Annotated in this window: 16 protein-coding genes and 1 pseudogene; 11 read left to right on the plus strand and 6 right to left on the minus strand. The window is 70.0% G+C overall.

Translation table 11 applies throughout. The annotated features are described in order from the left end of the window. Window positions 1-42: 42 nt before the first annotated feature. Complete coding sequence (locus ACIBQ1_RS45135; RefSeq protein WP_397287177.1) at window positions 43-924, minus strand: proline dehydrogenase family protein; 882 nt, start codon at window positions 922-924, stop codon at window positions 43-45. A gap of 69 nt (window positions 925-993) precedes the next feature. On the opposite strand from ACIBQ1_RS45135, the gene ACIBQ1_RS45140 reads away from it, so the two are divergent. From ACIBQ1_RS45140 to ACIBQ1_RS45180, 9 genes and pseudogenes are all read left to right on the plus strand, one after another. Further along, window positions 994-1,446 (plus strand): hypothetical protein, encoded by a 453-nt coding sequence (locus ACIBQ1_RS45140; protein WP_397287179.1) that lies wholly within the window; start codon window positions 994-996, stop codon window positions 1,444-1,446. A 199-nt stretch (window positions 1,447-1,645) separates the two neighbouring features. After that, window positions 1,646-3,514 (plus strand): molecular chaperone DnaK, encoded by a 1,869-nt coding sequence (gene dnaK, locus ACIBQ1_RS45145; protein WP_397287181.1) that lies wholly within the window; start codon window positions 1,646-1,648, stop codon window positions 3,512-3,514. Next, window positions 3,514-4,110 (plus strand): nucleotide exchange factor GrpE, encoded by a 597-nt coding sequence (gene grpE / locus ACIBQ1_RS45150; RefSeq protein WP_397287182.1) that lies wholly within the window; start codon window positions 3,514-3,516, stop codon window positions 4,108-4,110. Before dnaK ends, grpE begins: the two co-directional genes overlap by 1 nt. 22 nt (window positions 4,111-4,132) lie before the next feature. Further along, window positions 4,133-5,311 carry a molecular chaperone DnaJ gene (gene dnaJ / locus ACIBQ1_RS45155; protein ID WP_397287184.1) on the plus strand — a complete coding sequence of 393 codons (1,179 nt, stop codon included), beginning with the start codon at window positions 4,133-4,135 and terminating at the stop codon, window positions 5,309-5,311. A gap of 3 nt (window positions 5,312-5,314) precedes the next feature. Further along, window positions 5,315-5,638, plus strand: a pseudogene (locus ACIBQ1_RS45160) (heat shock protein transcriptional repressor HspR); the annotation flags it as partial. A 32-nt stretch (window positions 5,639-5,670) separates the two neighbouring features. Continuing rightward, window positions 5,671-8,241, plus strand: a complete 2,571-nt coding sequence (gene clpB / locus ACIBQ1_RS45165; RefSeq protein WP_397287186.1) for an ATP-dependent chaperone ClpB — start codon at window positions 5,671-5,673, stop codon at window positions 8,239-8,241. A 96-nt stretch (window positions 8,242-8,337) separates the two neighbouring features. Further along, window positions 8,338-8,913, plus strand: coding sequence for a TetR/AcrR family transcriptional regulator (locus ACIBQ1_RS45170; protein ID WP_397287188.1), 576 nt, complete (start codon window positions 8,338-8,340; stop codon window positions 8,911-8,913). Then, a complete protein-coding gene (locus ACIBQ1_RS45175) occupies window positions 8,897-9,997 on the plus strand; it encodes an alpha/beta hydrolase family protein (protein WP_397287190.1) in 1,101 nt (366 codons plus the stop codon). Before ACIBQ1_RS45170 ends, ACIBQ1_RS45175 begins: the two co-directional genes overlap by 17 nt. Before the next feature lie 196 nt (window positions 9,998-10,193). Next, complete coding sequence (locus ACIBQ1_RS45180; RefSeq protein WP_397287192.1) at window positions 10,194-10,844, plus strand: hypothetical protein; 651 nt, start codon at window positions 10,194-10,196, stop codon at window positions 10,842-10,844. Between the two features lie 206 nt (window positions 10,845-11,050). On the opposite strand, the gene ACIBQ1_RS45185 is transcribed toward ACIBQ1_RS45180, so the two are convergent. Then, window positions 11,051-11,581: a hypothetical protein gene (locus ACIBQ1_RS45185; protein ID WP_397287194.1), complete on the minus strand. Its 531-nt coding sequence runs from the start codon at window positions 11,579-11,581 to the stop codon at window positions 11,051-11,053. 166 nt (window positions 11,582-11,747) lie between these two features. Between ACIBQ1_RS45185 and ACIBQ1_RS45190 the strand changes: the two genes are divergently transcribed. Then, window positions 11,748-12,071 carry a hypothetical protein gene (locus ACIBQ1_RS45190; protein WP_397287196.1) on the plus strand — a complete coding sequence of 108 codons (324 nt, stop codon included), beginning with the start codon at window positions 11,748-11,750 and terminating at the stop codon, window positions 12,069-12,071. On the opposite strand, the gene ACIBQ1_RS45195 is transcribed toward ACIBQ1_RS45190, so the two are convergent. The 4 genes from ACIBQ1_RS45195 to ACIBQ1_RS45210 form a co-directional block, all read right to left on the minus strand. Beyond that, window positions 12,068-12,631 carry a TetR/AcrR family transcriptional regulator gene (locus ACIBQ1_RS45195; protein WP_397287263.1) on the minus strand — a complete coding sequence of 188 codons (564 nt, stop codon included), beginning with the start codon at window positions 12,629-12,631 and terminating at the stop codon, window positions 12,068-12,070. The two genes, ACIBQ1_RS45190 and ACIBQ1_RS45195, sit on opposite strands and share 4 nt — an antisense overlap. 122 nt (window positions 12,632-12,753) lie before the next feature. Then, a complete protein-coding gene (locus ACIBQ1_RS45200) occupies window positions 12,754-14,442 on the minus strand; it encodes an SDR family oxidoreductase (protein WP_397287197.1) in 1,689 nt (562 codons plus the stop codon). Between the two features lie 131 nt (window positions 14,443-14,573). After that, window positions 14,574-15,647 carry a CapA family protein gene (locus tag ACIBQ1_RS45205; RefSeq protein WP_397287199.1) on the minus strand — a complete coding sequence of 358 codons (1,074 nt, stop codon included), beginning with the start codon at window positions 15,645-15,647 and terminating at the stop codon, window positions 14,574-14,576. A 60-nt stretch (window positions 15,648-15,707) separates the two neighbouring features. Beyond that, a complete protein-coding gene (locus tag ACIBQ1_RS45210; RefSeq protein ID WP_397287201.1) occupies window positions 15,708-16,538 on the minus strand; it encodes a helix-turn-helix transcriptional regulator in 831 nt (276 codons plus the stop codon). Window positions 16,539-16,667: 129 nt separating this feature from the next. Here ACIBQ1_RS45210 and ACIBQ1_RS45215 point away from each other — a divergent pair, with 129 nt between their 5' ends. Further along, on the plus strand, window positions 16,668-18,053 hold the full coding sequence (locus ACIBQ1_RS45215) for an MFS transporter (protein ID WP_397287203.1): 1,386 nt from the start codon (window positions 16,668-16,670) through the stop codon (window positions 18,051-18,053). Window positions 18,054-18,119: the final 66 nt, after the last annotated feature.

Raw genomic sequence — 18,119 nt, forward strand, 5'->3', positions numbered from 1 at the left:
GGCAGCCTACTAACTGCGCGCCGGTGCCGGGCCCGGGGCCGGTCAGCGGCGTGAGAGCAGCGACCTGAGGAAGAAGGCCAGGTTGCGGGGGCGTTCGGCCAGGCGGCGCATGAGGTAGGCGTACCAGTCGTTGCCGTAGGGGAGGTAGACGCGCACCCTGGCGCCCTGTCCGGCCAGGCGGAGCTGCTCGTCGGGGCGCACGCCGTACAGCATCTGGTGCTCGTAGCCGGTCGCGTCGCGGCCCTCCAGGACGGCGAGCGTGGATGCGATCCGCACGAGCCTGGGGTCGTGGGTGGCGACCATGGGGTAGCCGGTGCCGGCCATCAGGACTCTCAGGCAACGTACGAAGGCGCGATCGATGTCGCCGGGCCTGGTGTAGGCCCCCGGGGCGGTGTACGCGCCCTTGCACAGGCGCACCCGGGCCCCGCCGAGCTTCTCGCAGCGCTCCAGCGAGTCCGGCAGGTAAGCCTGCACCACCACGCCCGCGTCGGGATGGTCCTTGCGCAGCGCGGCGTGCACGGAGTGCAGGCCCGGGATCGTGTCGTGCTCCTCGGCGTCGAGTGTCACGGTGACGTTCCCGGCCGCGGCGGCCCGGCAGATCGTGGCGGCGTGGTCGAGTGCGAGCCGCTCCGACAGCCGCAGCCCGAGCGCCGTGAGCTTGACCGACACGTCGGCGCCGGCGGGCAGCAGGGCCAGCAGCCGCAGGTATTCGGCGACCGCCTCCTCGGCCTGCGCCAGGTCCGTCACGTCCTCGCCGAGGTGGTCGACGCTGACGAGCAGCCCCTTGCGGGTCAGCTCGCCGACCACCGCGCCCACGTCGCCGGCGACATAGCGCCCGACCACGCCCGCGGTCAGCGGCGAGGTCGAGATGACGCGCTCGGCGCGCTCGCTCTTGGAGATGGCCAGCAGGGCCTGACGGAGCACGTGAACCACACTAGACCGCGGCGTGATGAACCGCGGAAGGCTCTTGTCCGTCGAAAGGGTATGCGTGCAATGACTGCGACTCTCCTGGCCGGATGTCTGGTGCTCGCGACGAGTTGCGGCGCGGCGCCACCCGCCGACCGGGCCGCCTCGACGGTCCCGGCCAAACCGCCCGCGGTGGCGAACCCGGTCACCACCACTCCGACGACGAGCCCCAAGAAGGGCCCCGAGCCGGTCAAGCCGACCGGCGACGCCATCAACGTCCACAAGGTCCGCTGGACCAAGGCCAAGGCGGTGTCCAAGAGGAAGATCCAGCTCACGTGGTGGTCGGGCGTCGCCCCGTGCACGGTGCTGGACCGCGTCAAGGTCAAGGAGACGGCCACGCGCGTCACGATCACCCTGTACGAGGGCACCTCGCCCAAGGCCAAGAACGTGTCGTGCATCATGATCGCGATCGAGAAGACCACGACGGTCACGCTCAAGAAGCCGATCGGCAAGCGCAAGATCGTGGACGGCGCCAAGTAACCCCACCGATGCGAACGGCCCCGGCACCGTGCCGGGGCCGTTCGCGTGCCAAGGAACCTTCCGCGGATCCGCCGCCGTTAGAGGGAATGCCGGTGCGCTCACGAGGGTTGAGTCGAGTAGGCTCAAGTCGTTTGACAAAGACGACCGGCATTCGTACCTTGAGTCCACAAGACTCAACTTTGACTACAAGGACGTACTCATGGCACGTGCGGTAGGTATCGACCTTGGGACGACCAACTCCGTCGTCTCGATCCTCGAGGGCGGTGAGCCCACCGTCATCGCCAACGCGCAGGGCTCGCGGACCACGCCGTCCGTGGTCGCCTTCGCGAAGAACGGCGAGGTGCTCGTCGGTGAGGTCGCCAAGCGGCAGGCCGTCACCAATGTGGACCGGACGATCCGATCGGTCAAGCGGGAAATGGGCACCAACTGGTCCCAGGAGATCGACGGCAAGAAGTTCTCCCCCCAGCAGATCAGCGCCTTCGTCCTGCAGAAGCTGAAGCAGGACGCGGAGGCCTACCTGGGCGAGAAGATCACCGACGCGGTGGTCACGGTTCCCGCCTACTTCAACGACGCCCAGCGCCAGGCCACCAAGGAGGCCGGCACGGTGGCGGGCCTCAACGTGCTCCGCATCATCAACGAGCCGACCGCGGCGGCCCTCGCCTACGGGCTCGACAAGGAGCAGGACCAGACGATCCTGGTCTTCGACCTCGGTGGCGGCACCTTCGACGTGTCGCTGCTCGACGTCGGCCAGGAGGACGGCCACGGCTTCGTCGAGGTCAAGGCCACCTCCGGCGACAACCACCTCGGCGGTGACGACTGGGACCAGCGCGTCGTCGACGAGCTCGTCAAGCGCTTCCAGAACGCGCACGGCGTCGACCTGGCCAAGGACAAGATGGCGCTCCAGCGTCTGCGCGAGGCGGCCGAGAAGGCCAAGATCGAGCTGTCCAGCCAGTCCGAGACCAACATCAACCTGCCCTACATCACGGCCTCCTCCGAGGGCCCGCTGCACCTCGACGAGAAGCTGACGCGCTCCGAGTTCCAGCGGCTGACGGCCGACCTGCTCGAGCGGACCAAGGGCCCGTTCCACCAGGTCATCAAGGACGCCGGCATCAAGGTCTCCGACATCGCCCACGTGGTGCTCGTCGGCGGCTCGACCCGCATGCCCGCCGTGACCGAGCTGGTCAGGGAGCTGACCGGCGGCAAGGAGCCCAACAAGGGCGTCAACCCGGACGAGGTCGTCGCCATCGGCGCCGCCCTGCAGGCCGGCGTGCTCAAGGGTGAGGTCAAGGACGTCCTGCTGCTCGACGTGACCCCGCTGTCGCTGGGCATCGAGACCAAGGGCGGCATCTTCACCAAGATCATCGAGCGCAACACGACGATCCCGACCAAGCGCTCCGAGGTCTTCACCACGGCCGAGGACAACCAGCCGTCGGTGCAGATCCAGGTCTTCCAGGGCGAGCGCGAGATCGCCTCGTACAACAAGAAGCTGGCCACCTTCGAGCTGACCGGCATCGCGCCGGCGCCGCGCGGCATCCCGCAGATCGAGGTCACCTTCGACATCGACGCCAACGGCATCGTCAACGTCTCCGCCAAGGACCTGGGCACGGGCAAGGAGCAGTCGATGACGATCACCGGCGGCTCCGCGCTGCCGAAGGACGACATCGAGCGCATGATGCGCGAGGCCGAGTCGTACGCCGAGGAGGACAAGAAGCGCCGCGAGGAGGCCGAGGTCCGCAACAACGCGGACGGGCTCGCCTACCAGACGGAGAAGTTCCTCCGCGAGAACGACGACAAGGTTCCCGGCGACATCAAGACCGAGGTCAACGACGCCCTGTCCGAGCTGAAGAAGGCTCTGGAGGGCACCGACACCGACGTCATCCGCACCTCGGCGGAGAAGCTCGCCACGGTCAGCCAGAAGATGGGCTCGGCGATCTACGCCGCCAGCCAGGGCCAGCAGGCCGGTGGCGAGGGCGCCCCTCAGGACGCCGCCGCCGGTGACGGCCAGAAGGCCGACGAGGACGTGGTCGAGGCCGAGATCGTCGACGACGAGCCGAAGAAGGACAAGTGATGCCGCCGCGCGACAACGGGCAAGACGAGCCGGTGATCCGCGACAACCGCAAGATCGACCCGGAGACGGGGCAGGTCAGGGAGACCACCGTCGCCGACCAGGCGCCCCAGCCTGCGGCGGCGGAGGCCATCGCCAACGGTGAGCTGGCGGCCCAGCTCGCCGAGCGGACCGCGGACCTGCAGCGGCTCCAGGCCGAATACGTGAACTACCGCAAGCGGGTCGAGCGCGACCGGGCCGCGGTCAGGGAACAGGCTGTCGCGGGCGCGCTGGTGGAGCTCCTGCCCGTGCTCGACGACATCGGCCGGGCCCGCGACCACGGCGAGCTCACCGGAGGCTTCGCGAAGGTGGCGGAGTCGCTGGAGGCGGCCGTCACCAAGCTCGGCCTCAGCGCCTTCGGCCAGAAGGGCGAGCCTTTCGACCCGACCGTCCACGAGGCGCTGATGCACAGCTACTCGCCGGACGTCACCGAGCCGACCGCGATCGAGGTGCTGCAGCCTGGATACCGGATGGGTGACAGGGTGCTGCGCCCGGCGCGGGTGGCCGTCGCGGAGCCCGGGGACGCCACTCCCGCGTCCAATGACGACGACGAAAACTGACAACAAGGACGAAGGGCCGTAGATGAGCACCAAGGACTACCTGGAGAAGGACTACTACGCCGTCCTTGGTGTGCCCAAGACCGCCACCGCCGAAGAGATCAAGAAGGCGTACCGGAAGCTGGCCAGGCAGTACCACCCGGACACCAACCAGGGCGACGCGACCAAGGAGACCAAGTTCAAGGAGGTCTCCGAGGCGTACGACATCCTGTCCGACAGCAAGCGCCGCAAGGAGTACGACGAGGCGCGCACGCTGTTCGGGTCCGGGGTGGGCGGCCAGCGGCCCGGCGGTGGCGGTTTCCCGTTCGACTTCGGTGACCTGTTCGGCGGCACCGGGCAGAACACGGGCGGCGGCGGTGCGGGCGAGCGGCTCGGCGACCTGTTCGGCGGGCTGTTCAACCGGACGGGCGGCGCCGGCCGCACGACCACCACGGCGAGGCCGAGGCGTGGCCAGGACATCGAGTCCGAGGTCACGCTGACGTTCACCGAAGCGGTCGAGGGCACCACGGTGTCGCTCAGGCTGACCAGCTCGGCCGCCTGCGCCGCGTGCACCGGCACCGGCGCCAAGGCGGGCACGACCCCCAGGGTCTGCCCCACCTGCGAGGGCACGGGCGCGGCCAGCCGCAATCTGGGCAACTTCGCCTTCTCCGAGCCCTGCCGCGACTGCAAGGGCCGCGGGCTGATCGTGGACGACCCCTGCCCCGTGTGCGAGGGCAGCGGCCGGGCCAAGAGCACCCGCACCATCCAGGCCCGCATCCCCGCCGGCGTGGCCGACGGCCAGCGGGTCAAGCTCAAGGCGAAGGGGGCGCCGGGCGAGAACGGCGGGCCCGCAGGCGACCTCTACATCCTCACGCACGTCAAGCCGCACGCCGTCTTCGGCCGGGCCGGTGACAACCTGACGGTCACCGTCCCGGTGACGTTCACGGAGGCGGCGCTCGGCGCGGAGATCAAGGTGCCGATCCTCAAGGGCATGCCGGTCACGCTGCGCATTCCCACGGGCACGCCCAACGGGCGCACGTTCCGCGTGCGCGGCAGAGGCGTCACCCGCAAGGACGGCACCAAGGGAGACCTGCTGGCCACGGTCGAGATGGTGGTGCCGAAGACGCTCGACGACAAGTCACGTGAGCTCCTCAACGAGTTCAACACCGCGACCGCGGGCGAAGACCCGCGCGCTGAGCTGATTCAGCGAGCCAGAAGCGAGTAGCCGATGGACGCCAACTATTTCGACCTGTCAGATGACACTCCCGTCTATGTGATTTCGGTGGCCGCGCAGCTGTCAGGGCTCCACCCGCAGACGCTGCGCCAGTACGACCGGCTGGGCCTGGTCAGTCCTGGCCGCACGGCGGGGCGCGGCCGCCTCTACTCGACCCGCGACATCATCCAGCTCCGCGAGGTGCAGCGGCTCTCCCAGGAGGAGGGCATCAACCTCGCGGGCATCAAGCGGATCCTCGAGCTCGAGAACGAAGCTCTGCGGCTGCGTGAGGAGGTTCACCGCCTGCGTGCCGAGATGCGCATGGTCAGAGCGTTGATCCGATATGAGCTGCCACCGGGGGCATAGGAAGAATGGACTACAAGCTCACCCAGAAGAGCCAGGAAGCGCTCTCGGGTGCCATGCGGCGTGCCGCCGCGGAGGGCAATCCTGAGATCTCCCCTGCTCACCTGCTGACCACCCTGCTCTCCCAGACGGGCGGCACCGCCGTTCCCCTGCTCGAAGCCGTCGGCGCCGACTGGCGCACGCTGCGGGCACGGGCCGAGGAGCAGCTCGCGGCGCTGCCGAAGGCGCAGGGCGCGACGGTGGGAGCGCCGTCGAGCTCCCGCCAGCTGCTCACGGTGCTCAACACCGCCGCCCAGCACGCCAACCGCCTCGAAGACCTCTACGTCTCGACCGAGCACCTCCTGGTCGGCCTGGCCGCCGACGGCGGCCAGGTGGCCGAGCTGCTGAAGTCGCAGGGCGCGACGCCGCAGGCGCTGCTCGACGCGTTCGAGAAGGTACGCGGGCACGCCCGCGTCACCAGCGAGACCCCCGAGGACACCTACCAGGCGCTGGAGAAGTACGGCGTCGACCTGACCGAGCGGGCCCGCGCCGGCAGGCTCGACCCGGTCATCGGCCGCGACTCCGAGATCCGCCGCGTCGTCCAGGTGCTCAGCCGGCGCACCAAGAACAACCCGGTGCTCATCGGCGAGCCCGGCGTCGGCAAGACCGCGGTCGTCGAGGGCCTGGCCCAGCGCATCGTCGCCGGCGACGTGCCCGAGTCGCTGCGCAACAAACGGCTGATCTCGCTCGATCTGGGCGCGATGGTGGCCGGCGCGAAATACCGCGGCGAGTTCGAGGAGCGGCTCAAGGCCGTGCTCTCCGAGATCAAGGAGAGCGACGGGCAGATCGTGACGTTCATCGACGAGCTGCACACCGTCGTCGGCGCAGGGGCCGCCGAGGGCGCGATGGACGCGGGCAACATGCTCAAGCCGATGCTGGCCCGCGGCGAGCTGCGCATGATCGGCGCGACCACGCTCGACGAATACCGCGAGCGCATCGAGAAGGACCCGGCGCTGGAGCGCCGCTTCCAGCAGGTCTACGTGGGCGAGCCCTCGGTCGAGGACACGATCGCGATCCTGCGCGGGCTCAAGAGCCGCTACGAGGCCCACCACCAGGTGCAGATCGCCGACAGCGCGCTGGTGGCCGCCGCCGCGCTGTCCGACCGCTACATCACCAACCGCTTCCTGCCCGACAAGGCCATCGACCTGGTCGACGAGGCCGCCTCGCGGCTGCGCATGGAGATCGACTCCCGTCCCGTGGAGATCGACCAGCTCCAGCGCAACGTCGACCGGATGAAGATGGAGGAGCTGGCTCTCTCCAAGGAGACCGACGAGGCCTCCGTCCAGCGGCTCGAACGCCTCCGCAAGGAGCTGGCCGACCGCCAGGAGGAGCTCAACGCCCTCGTCGGCCGCTGGGAGCACGAGAAGGCCGGGCTCAACAAGGTCGGCGAGCTGAAGAAGCAGCTCGACGAGGCGCGCGGCGCCGCCGAGCGGGCGCAGCGCGACGGCGACTTCGAGGCCGCCTCCAGGCTCATGTACGCCGACGTGCCCAGGCTGGAGCAGGCGCTGAAGGCCGCCTCCGACGCCGCGCCGCCGGACAACGCCATGGTCAAGGAGGAGGTCGGGGCCGACGACATCGCCGAGGTGATCTCGTCGTGGACCGGCATCCCCGCGGGGCGGCTCCTGGAGGCAGAGACGGCCAAGCTGCTGCGCATGGAGAGCGAGCTGGGCAGGCGGCTGATCGGGCAGCAGACGGCCGTACAGGTCGTTTCCGACGCCGTACGCCGCAGCCGGGCGGGCATCGCCGACATCGACCGGCCGACGGGCTCGTTCCTGTTCCTCGGGCCCACGGGTGTGGGCAAGACCGAGCTGGCCAAGGCGCTGGCGGAGTTCCTGTTCGACGACGAGCGGGCGATGACCCGGATCGACATGAGCGAATACTCCGAGAAGCACAGCGTGGCCAGGCTCGTCGGAGCGCCTCCCGGCTACGTCGGCTACGAGGAGGGCGGCCAGCTCACCGAGGCCGTGCGGCGGCGTCCGTACACGGTCGTGCTGCTGGACGAGGTCGAGAAGGCCCATCCCGAGGTCTTCGACATCCTCCTCCAGGTGCTCGACGACGGGCGGCTGACCGACGGGCAGGGCCGCACGGTGGACTTCCGCAACACGATCCTGATCCTCACCTCCAACATCGGGTCGCAGTTCCTCATCGACCCCAAGCTGGAGAACGGCGCCAAGCGTGAGGCCGTCATGGGCGCGGTGCGGAGCTCGTTCAAGCCGGAGTTCCTCAACCGGCTCGACGACGTGATCCTCTTCGACGCGCTCGGCACGGAGGAGCTGGCGCAGATCGTCGACCTCCAGGTCGAGCGGCTGGCGCGGCGCCTGGCCGACCGCCGGCTGACGCTGGAGGTCACGCCCGCCGCCCGCGAGTGGCTGGCGCTGACGGGCTACGACCCGCTGTACGGCGCCCGCCCGCTGCGCCGTCTGGTCCAGTCGGCCATCGGCGACAAGCTGGCCAAGGCCGTGCTGTCCGGCGAGGTCGTGGACGGCGACAAGGTCAAGGTCGACCTGGGGGACGACGAGCTCCTGATCCAGCGCGGCTGACCGTTCTCGCGGAGCCCGGAGACCCTCACGGGGTCTCCGGGCTCCCGGCGTTTTCGGGGTATACGCCGTACACCCTGAGGGTTTACGCTGTATACCATGAAGACGACGTCAGAGCGGATCGCCGAGGCGGCGCGCGACATCCTGGTGGGCGAGGGTTCCGAGGCCGTCACCATGCGGCGGGTGGCCGACGCGGTGGGCATCACCGCCATGGCGATCTACAAGCACTATCCCAACCGTCAGGCGCTGCTGCGCACCGTCGTGGACCGCACCTTCCAGGACCTGGCGGCGAGCTGGGGCCACCGGGTCGCCGGCGGGGACTGGGAGGGCCGTGTCTTCGGGCTCCTGGACGACTTCCTGGACTTCGCCCTGGGCGCTCCGCACCTGTACACGTACCTGATGACCGAACGGAGAGAGCAGGCCAGGCGCTTCCCCGACGACTTCGCCGCCGGCGACTCCCTCGCCTTCGGGCACCTGGTGATCCTGGTGGAGGAGGGCATGCGCGCCGGGCACCTGCGCGAGGACGATCCGCTGGAGGTGACGCTGGCGCTCACCTCGTCGGTGCAGGGCCTGGTCCAGCTCTACCTGGGCGGCCGCATCGGGCTGCCGGAGGAGGAGTTCCGCGCGCTGTGCCGCAGGACGGCCGGAAGGGTCCTCAATGGCGTCAAAGCTTAGGCGCGTCCTCGTCGCGGTCCTCCTGCTCCTGGTCGCCGCGGCAGGTTACGGCGCCTGGTACGGCAGCGATCAAGCCGTCGGCGTCGTCCACTACGGCCAGAGCAACACCATGGTGCTGTCCGCGCAGCCCGGCGCGGTCACCCTCACCGACACCCCCGACACCCGCAAACCGGGCGTCTACTGGCTGGAGTGGACGGGCTCGTTCACCATGCTCGGACCGGTCACCGCGCGCCGGGACGGCCGGGTCACGCGAACGGTGCTGCGCGGGCACCTTCCGTCGGCGGGCACGCCCGGCTGGTTCGGCGACGTCCCGCCCGGCGATCCCAAGGTCGCCTGGGACATCGACTTCTCCGAGATCGCCGTTCCCACCGAGCTCGGCCCCGCCCCCGCCTGGTACGTGCCCGGCCGCGGCACGACCTGGGTCATCGCGGTGCACGGCCAGAACGGCAGGCGCAAGGCCGAGCTGAAGGTGTTGCCGGTCGTGCACGAGCTGGGCCTGCCGTTCCTGGCCATCACCTACCGCAACGACGAGGGCGCGCCGCGCTCCCCTGACGGGCTGCTGCACCTGGGCGCCAGCGAGTGGCGCGACCTGGAGGCGGCCGTGCGGACGGCCCAGCGCATGGGGGCGCGGCGATTCGTCCTGTACGGCACCTCCATGGGAGGAGCGGTCGTCGGCCAGTTCCTGACCCACTCGGCGCTGGCCGGCACGGTGGACCGGGTCGTCCTGGACGCGCCCATGATCGACGCCGGCATGACCAACGAGCAGGGCGCGAGAAAGCACGGCCTGCCGCCGTTCTTCGGCCTGCTGGTCAGCCAGGTCATCACCTGGCGCACCGGCGTGGACCTCGATCGGCTCAGTCTCATCCGCCACCCGCCCCGGGTCCGGCCCCCGTCGCTGGTCCTCCACACCGTGGGCGACGCCGACCACCCCGTGCGCGAGGCCCGCGAGCTGGCCGCCACCGGGGCCAGGCTCGGCTGGGACGTCCGGCTGGAGGAGTTCCCGGACGGCGGGCACACCGAGGCGTGGAACACCGACCGCCCGCGCTACGACCGGCTGGTGCGCGACTTCCTGTCCACGAGATGACCGCGCCGGAAGTCGCAGGCCCGGTCGGCGTGTCATGTCCCGGTCATCCGGCCACGTCTTTGGTAAGGTCCGGTCCACTCTTCGGACAAGCCGCACTCCTGCGGCCGAATGTGTGACTACGTTCAGCGTTCGTCAGATCACCGAAATCGATCAGGGACGTGAAGTGTCATCTCAGAAGATCCGGAGCATCATCGCGGTGGCCACTCTGACCGCGGGCATCACCTGGCTGGCCGCGACCCCCTCGACGGCCCGCTCGTGCGCGGACAGGCAGCCTGCCCTGCTTTCGCCCAAGTCGGCCGCCTCCTACTGTGACGAGCGCACCCAGGGGCGCGTGAACGGCAGCGGCAAGCTGGTCACCACCGAGAGCAACGAGCTCGCCCAGGCGGCCGGGGAGCTGGCCAGGAAGCTCGGCCTGACCGGGCTCGCCTCCGGGCGCGAGGTGCTCGGCATCGCCGACCTGGGCGGGATGGCGGCGACCTGGGGCATGCCCTCGCTGGTCTCGGCCTCGCCCGCGCTGTTCCCCATGGTGCCGGGTCCGGCCGGGATGAAGGATCTGGCGACCGTGGCCGAGGTGCCCGGTCTCCCCGCCCTGCCCGAGCTGCCGCGGGTGGACAATCTGCCCGCCGAGCTGTCGTTCGGGCCCCCTGAGTACCGGAACCGCATCGCGGGCTCCCCCATCGAGTCGCCGTTGGACCTGCAGAAGCCGGTCGCCGAGGTCGGGTCCCAGGTGGTCGACACCCTGCTGCCCAAGGCGGCGGAGAGCGTCGAGGGCGCCTCGATGCTGACGGGCGGCCAGTCCCCGGTGGACGGGTTCACGGGGCTGGCGCGGGAGCTGGGGCTGCGCTGATCCGCCGGTCCGGGCGTGGGCCGTGCCCGCCGCGCCTGGCTTCCCTGACCGGAGGGGTCGCGGGCCGTACCCACCGCGGCCCCTCCGCCTCCCGCTCATCGCGGCGCAGGCGTCATCGCGGCACGGTACGTTGCCGCCCGAAGACGCCCCAAGGGCGAGCGATCTCGGGTGCACGGCCGCGGGTGAGCGCGGCCGTGCAGCGGTGGTCAGTGGACGAGGGCGTCCAGTTCGTCCTCAGGGAGCCCGAGGTCGACCCGGATGCGGTAGCGGGTGCGCAGGAGCGCCCCCTGCTCCGGATCGTTCTCGTCGCATCCCAGGACCGCCTGGGTGGCCCATTCGAGCCCGCCCTGGAGGTCCCCGTAGGCGACCAGCGTCTCGGCGATCGTGTGAGCGGTCGCCGTGGAGACGCCGCCCTCCGCGCGTATGGTCTCGATGACCTCCCTAGCCTCATCGGGCCGGTCGAGCTCGAAGAGCGTGTCGGCGATGCCGGCACGCGGGTCGAAACCCGCCTCGCCACCGTCCTCGACCGCGCGCTGGAAACACTCCATAGCGCGCGCCGGCTGGCCTGCCGCCCGCCATTCTTCGGCAGCGAGGACCAGGATGGACGCCCTGGAGACGTCGCCCGACGAGTAGCCGAGCGCGACGTCGTACAGCCGACTGGCCAGGGAACTGTGGTCGTCGGCCAATAGGGCCTGCTCAAGCAGACGATCAAGGTGCTCACGGGTCACATGCGCCACACCGCGAGACTACCGAGCCGGTCGGCGCTTTGCCCGGTCAATGCGCATCGCCGGTCAGTCACAAATTAGGTAACGCCGCGTCCAATAGTGCTGACCGAGAGCGTGTTCGCGCAGGTGACAGGGCATATACGGGTCGCTTTGCTGCTACGCGAGCAAGGGGGCTGTGATGGGCGTGTCCAAGCAGATGACCTTCACACTGGCCTGTGTCGTCGTGTTGGCGGCCCTCGTCCCCGGTGTGGCGGGTTATTTGTCGGCCCGATTGGAGGCCATCGAATCCGCCGAACGCAACCTGCATGCCCTGGAGGCCCGGCTCCATGTCCGTGAGGCCAGGGAGGCCCGTCCCGCCTCGATGTCCTCGCCGTGCCTGCGCACGCCGGCCACCCCGCGGTTCCAGCAGGTGCCCGCGATCGCGCTCAGCGAGCACGGGAAGCGGTTGCCTGCCTGGCTGGCAGGCCTGATCAGGGATGCGGCGGACTTCGACCCGGACTAGCGCAGCGACCAGGAGCGCAGCTGGCGCGACAGGAAGCCCCGGATCAGCTGCTTGGCCGCGTCGACGATCTCCGGCGAGCCCTTGGGGTCACGGCGGAAGGCCAGCTTGAGCACGGCGTCGCCCGCCTCGACCGCCACCAGCACGGCCAGGTCGAGCTCTGGGCTGTCCGCCAGCCCGAACTCCTTGAGCAGCAACCCCCGCAGCCGGCCCGCGATCACCGTGTTGTTGTCGGAGTCGGAGTCGAGCAGGTTGAGGTCGACGACGTCGCCGAAGTGCAGGCTCCTGAAGCCGGGGACCGTCCTGTGCATGTCGACGTACTCGTCGATGATCGCGTCGATGGCCTCCCACCAGCCGCGATACTCCTCCGTCAGGAACCTGCGGTCGACCCTCCGCACGAACTCCTCGACATTGCGCCGGGTGAGCTCCTGCGTGACGGCCCGCTTGTCGGGGAAGAACTGGTAGATCGACCCGATCGCGACCCCTGCCCGCTCGGCTATGCGGGTGGTGGACAGGGCTTCGTATCCGGTCTCGTCGAGCAGCTCGGCGCACGCGTCGAGCATCCGCTCCACGCGTCGCGCGCTGCGGCGCTGTGCCGGCTGGCGCCTGAGCGCTCCGGACTGGGCGCAATCATCATCGAGTTGCGGCGAGGACACGCAGCCATCTTCTCCCGGATGGGCGATCGTTACCTACCAATTCCTGGATTTCTTGTGGCTCCGTTCCAGCGCGCGAGCGCGCGCATAGCTCCAGGCGAAATCCGGGAAAGGGCATACCCGATTTTCCCTTCCAGGTTGACCGGCACAACGGCCTGATTCCGGTGTACTGCCCGCAGAATGTGGGCGGCCACCCGCTCGGCGGGATAACCGCGCCGCGCCAGGTTCCGTACGGCCTCCTCCCGCAGGTCAGCGCCCACGTACGTGGCATGGCGCGCGATCGGCGTCGAGACGAACCCCGGGCAGACGGCGCTGACCCCGATCCCGTGCCCGTCCAGCTCGGCCCTGAGACAGTCGCTGAGCATCTTCACTGCCGCCTTGGAGGTCGAGTACGCGGGCAGCAGCCGGGACGGCGCGAACGCGGCCAGAGAGGCGACGTTGACGATGTGACCACCCTCCCCGCGCTCGACCATGGCGGCGCCGAATAGCCGGCAGCCGTGGATGACGCCCCACAGGTTGACGTCGATGGTCCTGCGCCAGTCGTCCACCGTATGATCAAAAAAAGACCCGGCAACGGCGATCCCGGCATTGTTCACCACAATGTCCGGCACTCCATATTGAGCGATGATATTTCGCGAAAAATCTTCCATTTGGTCGATATTCGATACATCGACCTGCACGGCGTGCGCCGTACCTCCGAGGTCCTTGGCGATGGCGTCGGCGGCCCGCGCCGCGGCTTCGGCGTCGATGTCCGCGCAGACGACCTCCGCGCCATGGGCCGCGAACGCCCGCGCCGTCGCCAGCCCGATCCCCGACCCCGCCCCGGTGACCACCGCCAACCGCCCCTCGAAGGCCCGCCGCGGCCGCCGGGCGGCGGGGGCGCCGTCGGCGAACTCGGCGATCATCCGGGCCACCGCCTCGGGACGGCTCCGGTGCGCCCAGTGCCCGGCCGCCACCTTCCGGTGCCGGAGCCTGGGCGCCCACCGCCCGATCGAGGCCAGCAGCGCCGGGGTCACGAAGGAGTCCCCGGTGGCCTCGATGATCTGCACGGGCACGTCGCCGACGCCCGGGTCGCCGGTCGTGCCCATGTTCAGCCGGTACATCCACAGCCCGTTGCGCCCGTCCTTGACCAGGGTCCGCGCCGGGTGCCCAGGCCGCGGCGAGACCCCCTCGCGCCGCAGCGTACGGGAGATGATCCGCGGCATGACCGAGCCCCACGCCAGCTCCGGCACCACCGGAACCTGGAACGCCCCGATGTACCAGGACTTGAGGCGCTGCGCCGCGACGTCCCCCCGCCGCCCGTGCCGCAGGAAATGAGCGGTCTGCCGCAGCCCCGGCCCGCCCAGGCTCGTGAACGACGCGATCCGGTCCCGCAACTCGGCCCGCCCGAGGGCCTCCCAGCCCTGGAGCGACCCCCAGTCGTGCCCCACGAGATGGACGCGGGGCCCGCCCCCGGCATCGATCACGGCGTCGATCACCGCGGCGAGGTCGGCGACCAGGTGGTCGAAGCCGTAGTCCCGGCGGTTCCGCGGCGTCGCGGACTCCCCCGCCCCGCGCACGTCGTACCGGACGACGTGGTAGTGGTCGCGCAGGAGCGCAGCCACCTCGTCCCAGACGCGGTGCGTGTCGGGATAGCCGTGGAGCAGCAGCACCGTCGGGTTCGCCGGGTCGCCTTCCTCGAAGACCGCCAGCCGCACGTCACCGGACTCGACCCATCGCATCGCGACCTCCTATTGGACAGATCATCGAATAGCGTACCGACAAGAAACCTGCTCATCAGCCTGCCGCCCCACTGTCGTGCCCAGCCAAGGCCGTAGCGGCAGGCCATTTAGCAGGTTTCTCATCGGATCACTCAGGGGCGCGCGGCCAGCCCGGCGCAGGAGCGCAGCGCCTTCCAGTCCGCGACCGCCTGGGTCCGCGCGACCCCCGTCATCGGTATGGGCACGCCCCCCTGGATGGTGGCCGGGGTCCAGCTGTCCTTGAGCACCTTCCGCCCGTTGATGGTCAGCGTCAGGACGCCGGTCAGGCCCGTGGTGCCGGCGGTGGAGTTGTAGAAGACGAAGTTGCCCATGCCGTAATTGACGTATGCCCTGTCCAGGTACCCGGATCCGAGCAGGATGTGCGCGTGTCCGCCGATCACCACGTCGGCGCCCGCCTTGACCAGCCTGGGGGCCAGCGAGAGCTGCGCCGGGTTCGGGCACTTCTGCAGCTCGGTGCCCCAGTGCAGGTGGACGATCACGGTGTCGGAGTTCTTCCGCGCCTGCCGCACGGCTCTCAGCAGGCTGACCTCGTCCTTGGCCGAGGCCAGTCCGCCCTTGTCGGCGGTGGCCGTCCACGCCTGGATGAACTCCGCGTCCAGCACCTGCGTGGCCCCGATGATGGCCACCCGGTTGCCGTTCACGGTCTTACGGAACGGCTTGTACGCCTGCGCCGCGTCCTTCCCGATCCCCACCACGGGGAACTTGCTGGTCTTGATCGCCGCCAGCGTGTCCGCCAGGCCGGTCTCCATGTAGTCCATGCCGTGGTTGTTGGCCATGGACGCGACGTCGACCCCGGCGGCCTTCAGCGCGGCGAAGGCGGTCGGCGGCGCCCGGAAGGTGAACTGCTTCTTCGGCGCCGGCGTCCCGCCCGTGGTGATCGCCGTCTCCAGGTTCACCATGGATAAGTCGGACCTGCGCAGCACGCTCGCGATCGGCCCGAGCGCCGTGCTCGGGCTGGCCAGGCGCGCCCGCAGCATCCCCTCGAAGTGCACGTCCCCGCCGAAGGAGATCGTGTACGGCCGCCGCTTCGGCTTCGGCTTCGCCGTCGGCGACTCGGCCACCTGCCGCTCCACCTGCTTGCTCAGCGGCTCCTTCTCGGGGGCCGATGAGCAGGCCACCAAGGACGCGGCGACGGCGAACAACGGGAGGGCACGGGGGAGTCTCATCTGCCGCCACTTCCGCTCGAATCCGGTCGTCTAGGGATTGAGCATGCCATGTAGGGCGGATTACCGCGCAGACTCCCCCGTCTCCAGCAGCCCGCGCATCGCGCCCCAGGTCGCGTCGTCCATCGGCGTGTACACGACCAGCCGGATCTCGGGCACGGCCATGAGGCTGGTCGTGCTGAAGCGCAGCTCCCCCAGCTCCACGTGCTTGAACCGCTTCACCCTCGGCCCCGGCTCGGCCACGTCCTGCCTGGCCCAAAGCCGCGCGAACTCGGCGCTCTCCGAGCTGAGCCGGCGCACGAAGTCCTGCCAGCACGGGTCGTCCACGTGGCGGCTGTAGGCGCCCCTGAACACGGCCACGGCCCGCGCGAGCTCCTGGTCGCGGTTGAGCAGCAGGGTCGTGGGGGCGGGGGTGAGGCAGGTGTGCCAGAGCGAGTTCCGCTCGCCCTCCGGCGCGCTGACCACCTCGGGGAACAGGGCGGCGTACGTGGCGTTCCAGGCCAGGGCGTCGCACCGGCTGTTGGTCACGACGGCGGGCATGTCGCCGAGCCGGTCGAGGATCTGCCGCATCTCGGGCGTCACCTGGCCCGAGTCGGTGCCGGCCGGGATCTGCGCCTGGCCCGCCAGCCGGTAGAGGTGCTGGCGCTCGGCGGCGTCGAGCCTCAGCGTACGGGCGATCGCGTCCAGCACCTGGGTGCTGGCGTTGATCGGACGGCCCTGCTCCAGCCACGTGTACCAGGTCACGCCGACGCCCGCGAGCTGGGCGACCTCCTCGCGCCGCAGTCCGGGCGTCCGCCTGCGCGGCCCCGGCGCGAGGTCGACCATCTCGGGAGTGATCCGCTCGCGACGCGTGCGCAGGAACGCCGAAAGATCAGTGCGCTTTACCTCTGCCACCCTCACATCTCCACTATGGGACTAAGCACCCTGTTAGTGTCAATACCAGTATAAATGGGCTCTCGTTACTGGTACTGAATCCCCGGCAGACTGCTACACATGACGCAAACTGCCGCTATCTCCCCTTCAGTGGACACAAAACCACAGGCGGGACCCCGGGCCAGCGGCCTGCTCCTTGCGATCATCCTCGTGGGGCAGTTCCTGGCCATCCTGAACGTCAACATCGTCAACGTGGCCACCCCGACCATCGAGTCCGACCTGCACTCCTCAGGCGCCGGGCTGCAGATGATCGTCGCCGGATACACCATTGTCTATGCCGTCCTGTTGATCACCGGAGCCAGGCTCGGCGACCTGTTCGGCTACCGCAAGGCGTTCCTGGGCGGGCTCGCGGTGTTCACCTTGACCACGCTCGGCGCGGGCCTGGCGCCGTCGACCGGCTGGCTGGTGGCCGCCCGCCTGCTGCAGGGCGCCGGGGCGGCGATGATGATGCCGCAGGTCCTGACGTTGATCCAGCGCAACTACCACGGCGCGGCCAGGGGCCGGGCCATGGGCCTGTGGTCGCTGGTGATCAGCGGTGGCATCGTGATCGGCCAGGCGTTCGGCGGGATCCTGCTGGGCTTCGGCACGGGCTGGCGGATCGTGTTCCTGGTGCTGGTGCCGATCGGCGCGTTGCTGCTGGCGGCCGGGATCAAGGTGCTGCCGGCCGACGAGGGCGGTGGCAGGGCGGGCCTCGACCCCTGGGGGCTGGTGTCCCTGTCGGCGGCCGTGCTCCTGCTCGTCGTGCCGCTGGTCCTGGGCCGCGAGCTCGGGTGGCCGACGTGGGGCTGGATCTCGATGGCGCTGAGCGTGGTGACGTTCTTCGCGTTCGTCCGCATCGAGCGGTGGGTGACGGCCCGCGGCGGGCGTCCCCTGGTGGACGCGCGGGTGCTGCGCGCGCCCGGCATGCGGCCGGGGCTGGCGATCCTGCTGTTCGGCCCGGCGACCTGGGGCGCATTCCTGTTCACCTCGGCCCTGCACCTGCAGGGTGAGCTGCACCTGACACCGCTGTCCTCCGGCATGATGCTGGTGCCGTGCGCGCTGGCCTTCGGCCTCGTCGGGCTCGCCTGGCCGCGCCTGCCCCTCCGCCTGCAGCGCCCGCTGGTGCCCTTCGGCTACGTGGTGGCCGCGCCCGCCTACCTCGGGCTGGGGCTCGCCGCCGGCGGCGGCCTCCCGTACGCGGTCATGAGCGCCCTCGTCGGCGCCGGGCTCGGCGTGCAGGTCGCGGTGACGAACATGGCGACCGAGCAGGTGGACGACGCCTACGCGGCGGACGCGAGCGGCGCGCTGCTCACCGTGATGCAGCTCGGGCAGGTCATCGGCGTCTCCACGGTGGGGACGCTGTTCATCACGCTGAGCCAGGGCCACGGCACGGTGTCCGCCTCGCTGGTGTCCTCCATCGCCATGGCGGGCCTCGCCGTGGTCGCGGGACTGAGCTCGATTTTCCTGGTACGGAGCCGCGTACCGGCCCGCGCGTAAAAGCGCCCGGGAATTCCGCGCACAACGCGCGACGGCCCGCGCCCCCATTTCCGGGGCGCGGGCCGT

The sequence above is a fragment of the Nonomuraea sp. NPDC050153 genome, from assembly GCF_044460125.1.
GTDB lineage: Bacteria > Actinomycetota > Actinomycetes > Streptosporangiales > Streptosporangiaceae > Nonomuraea.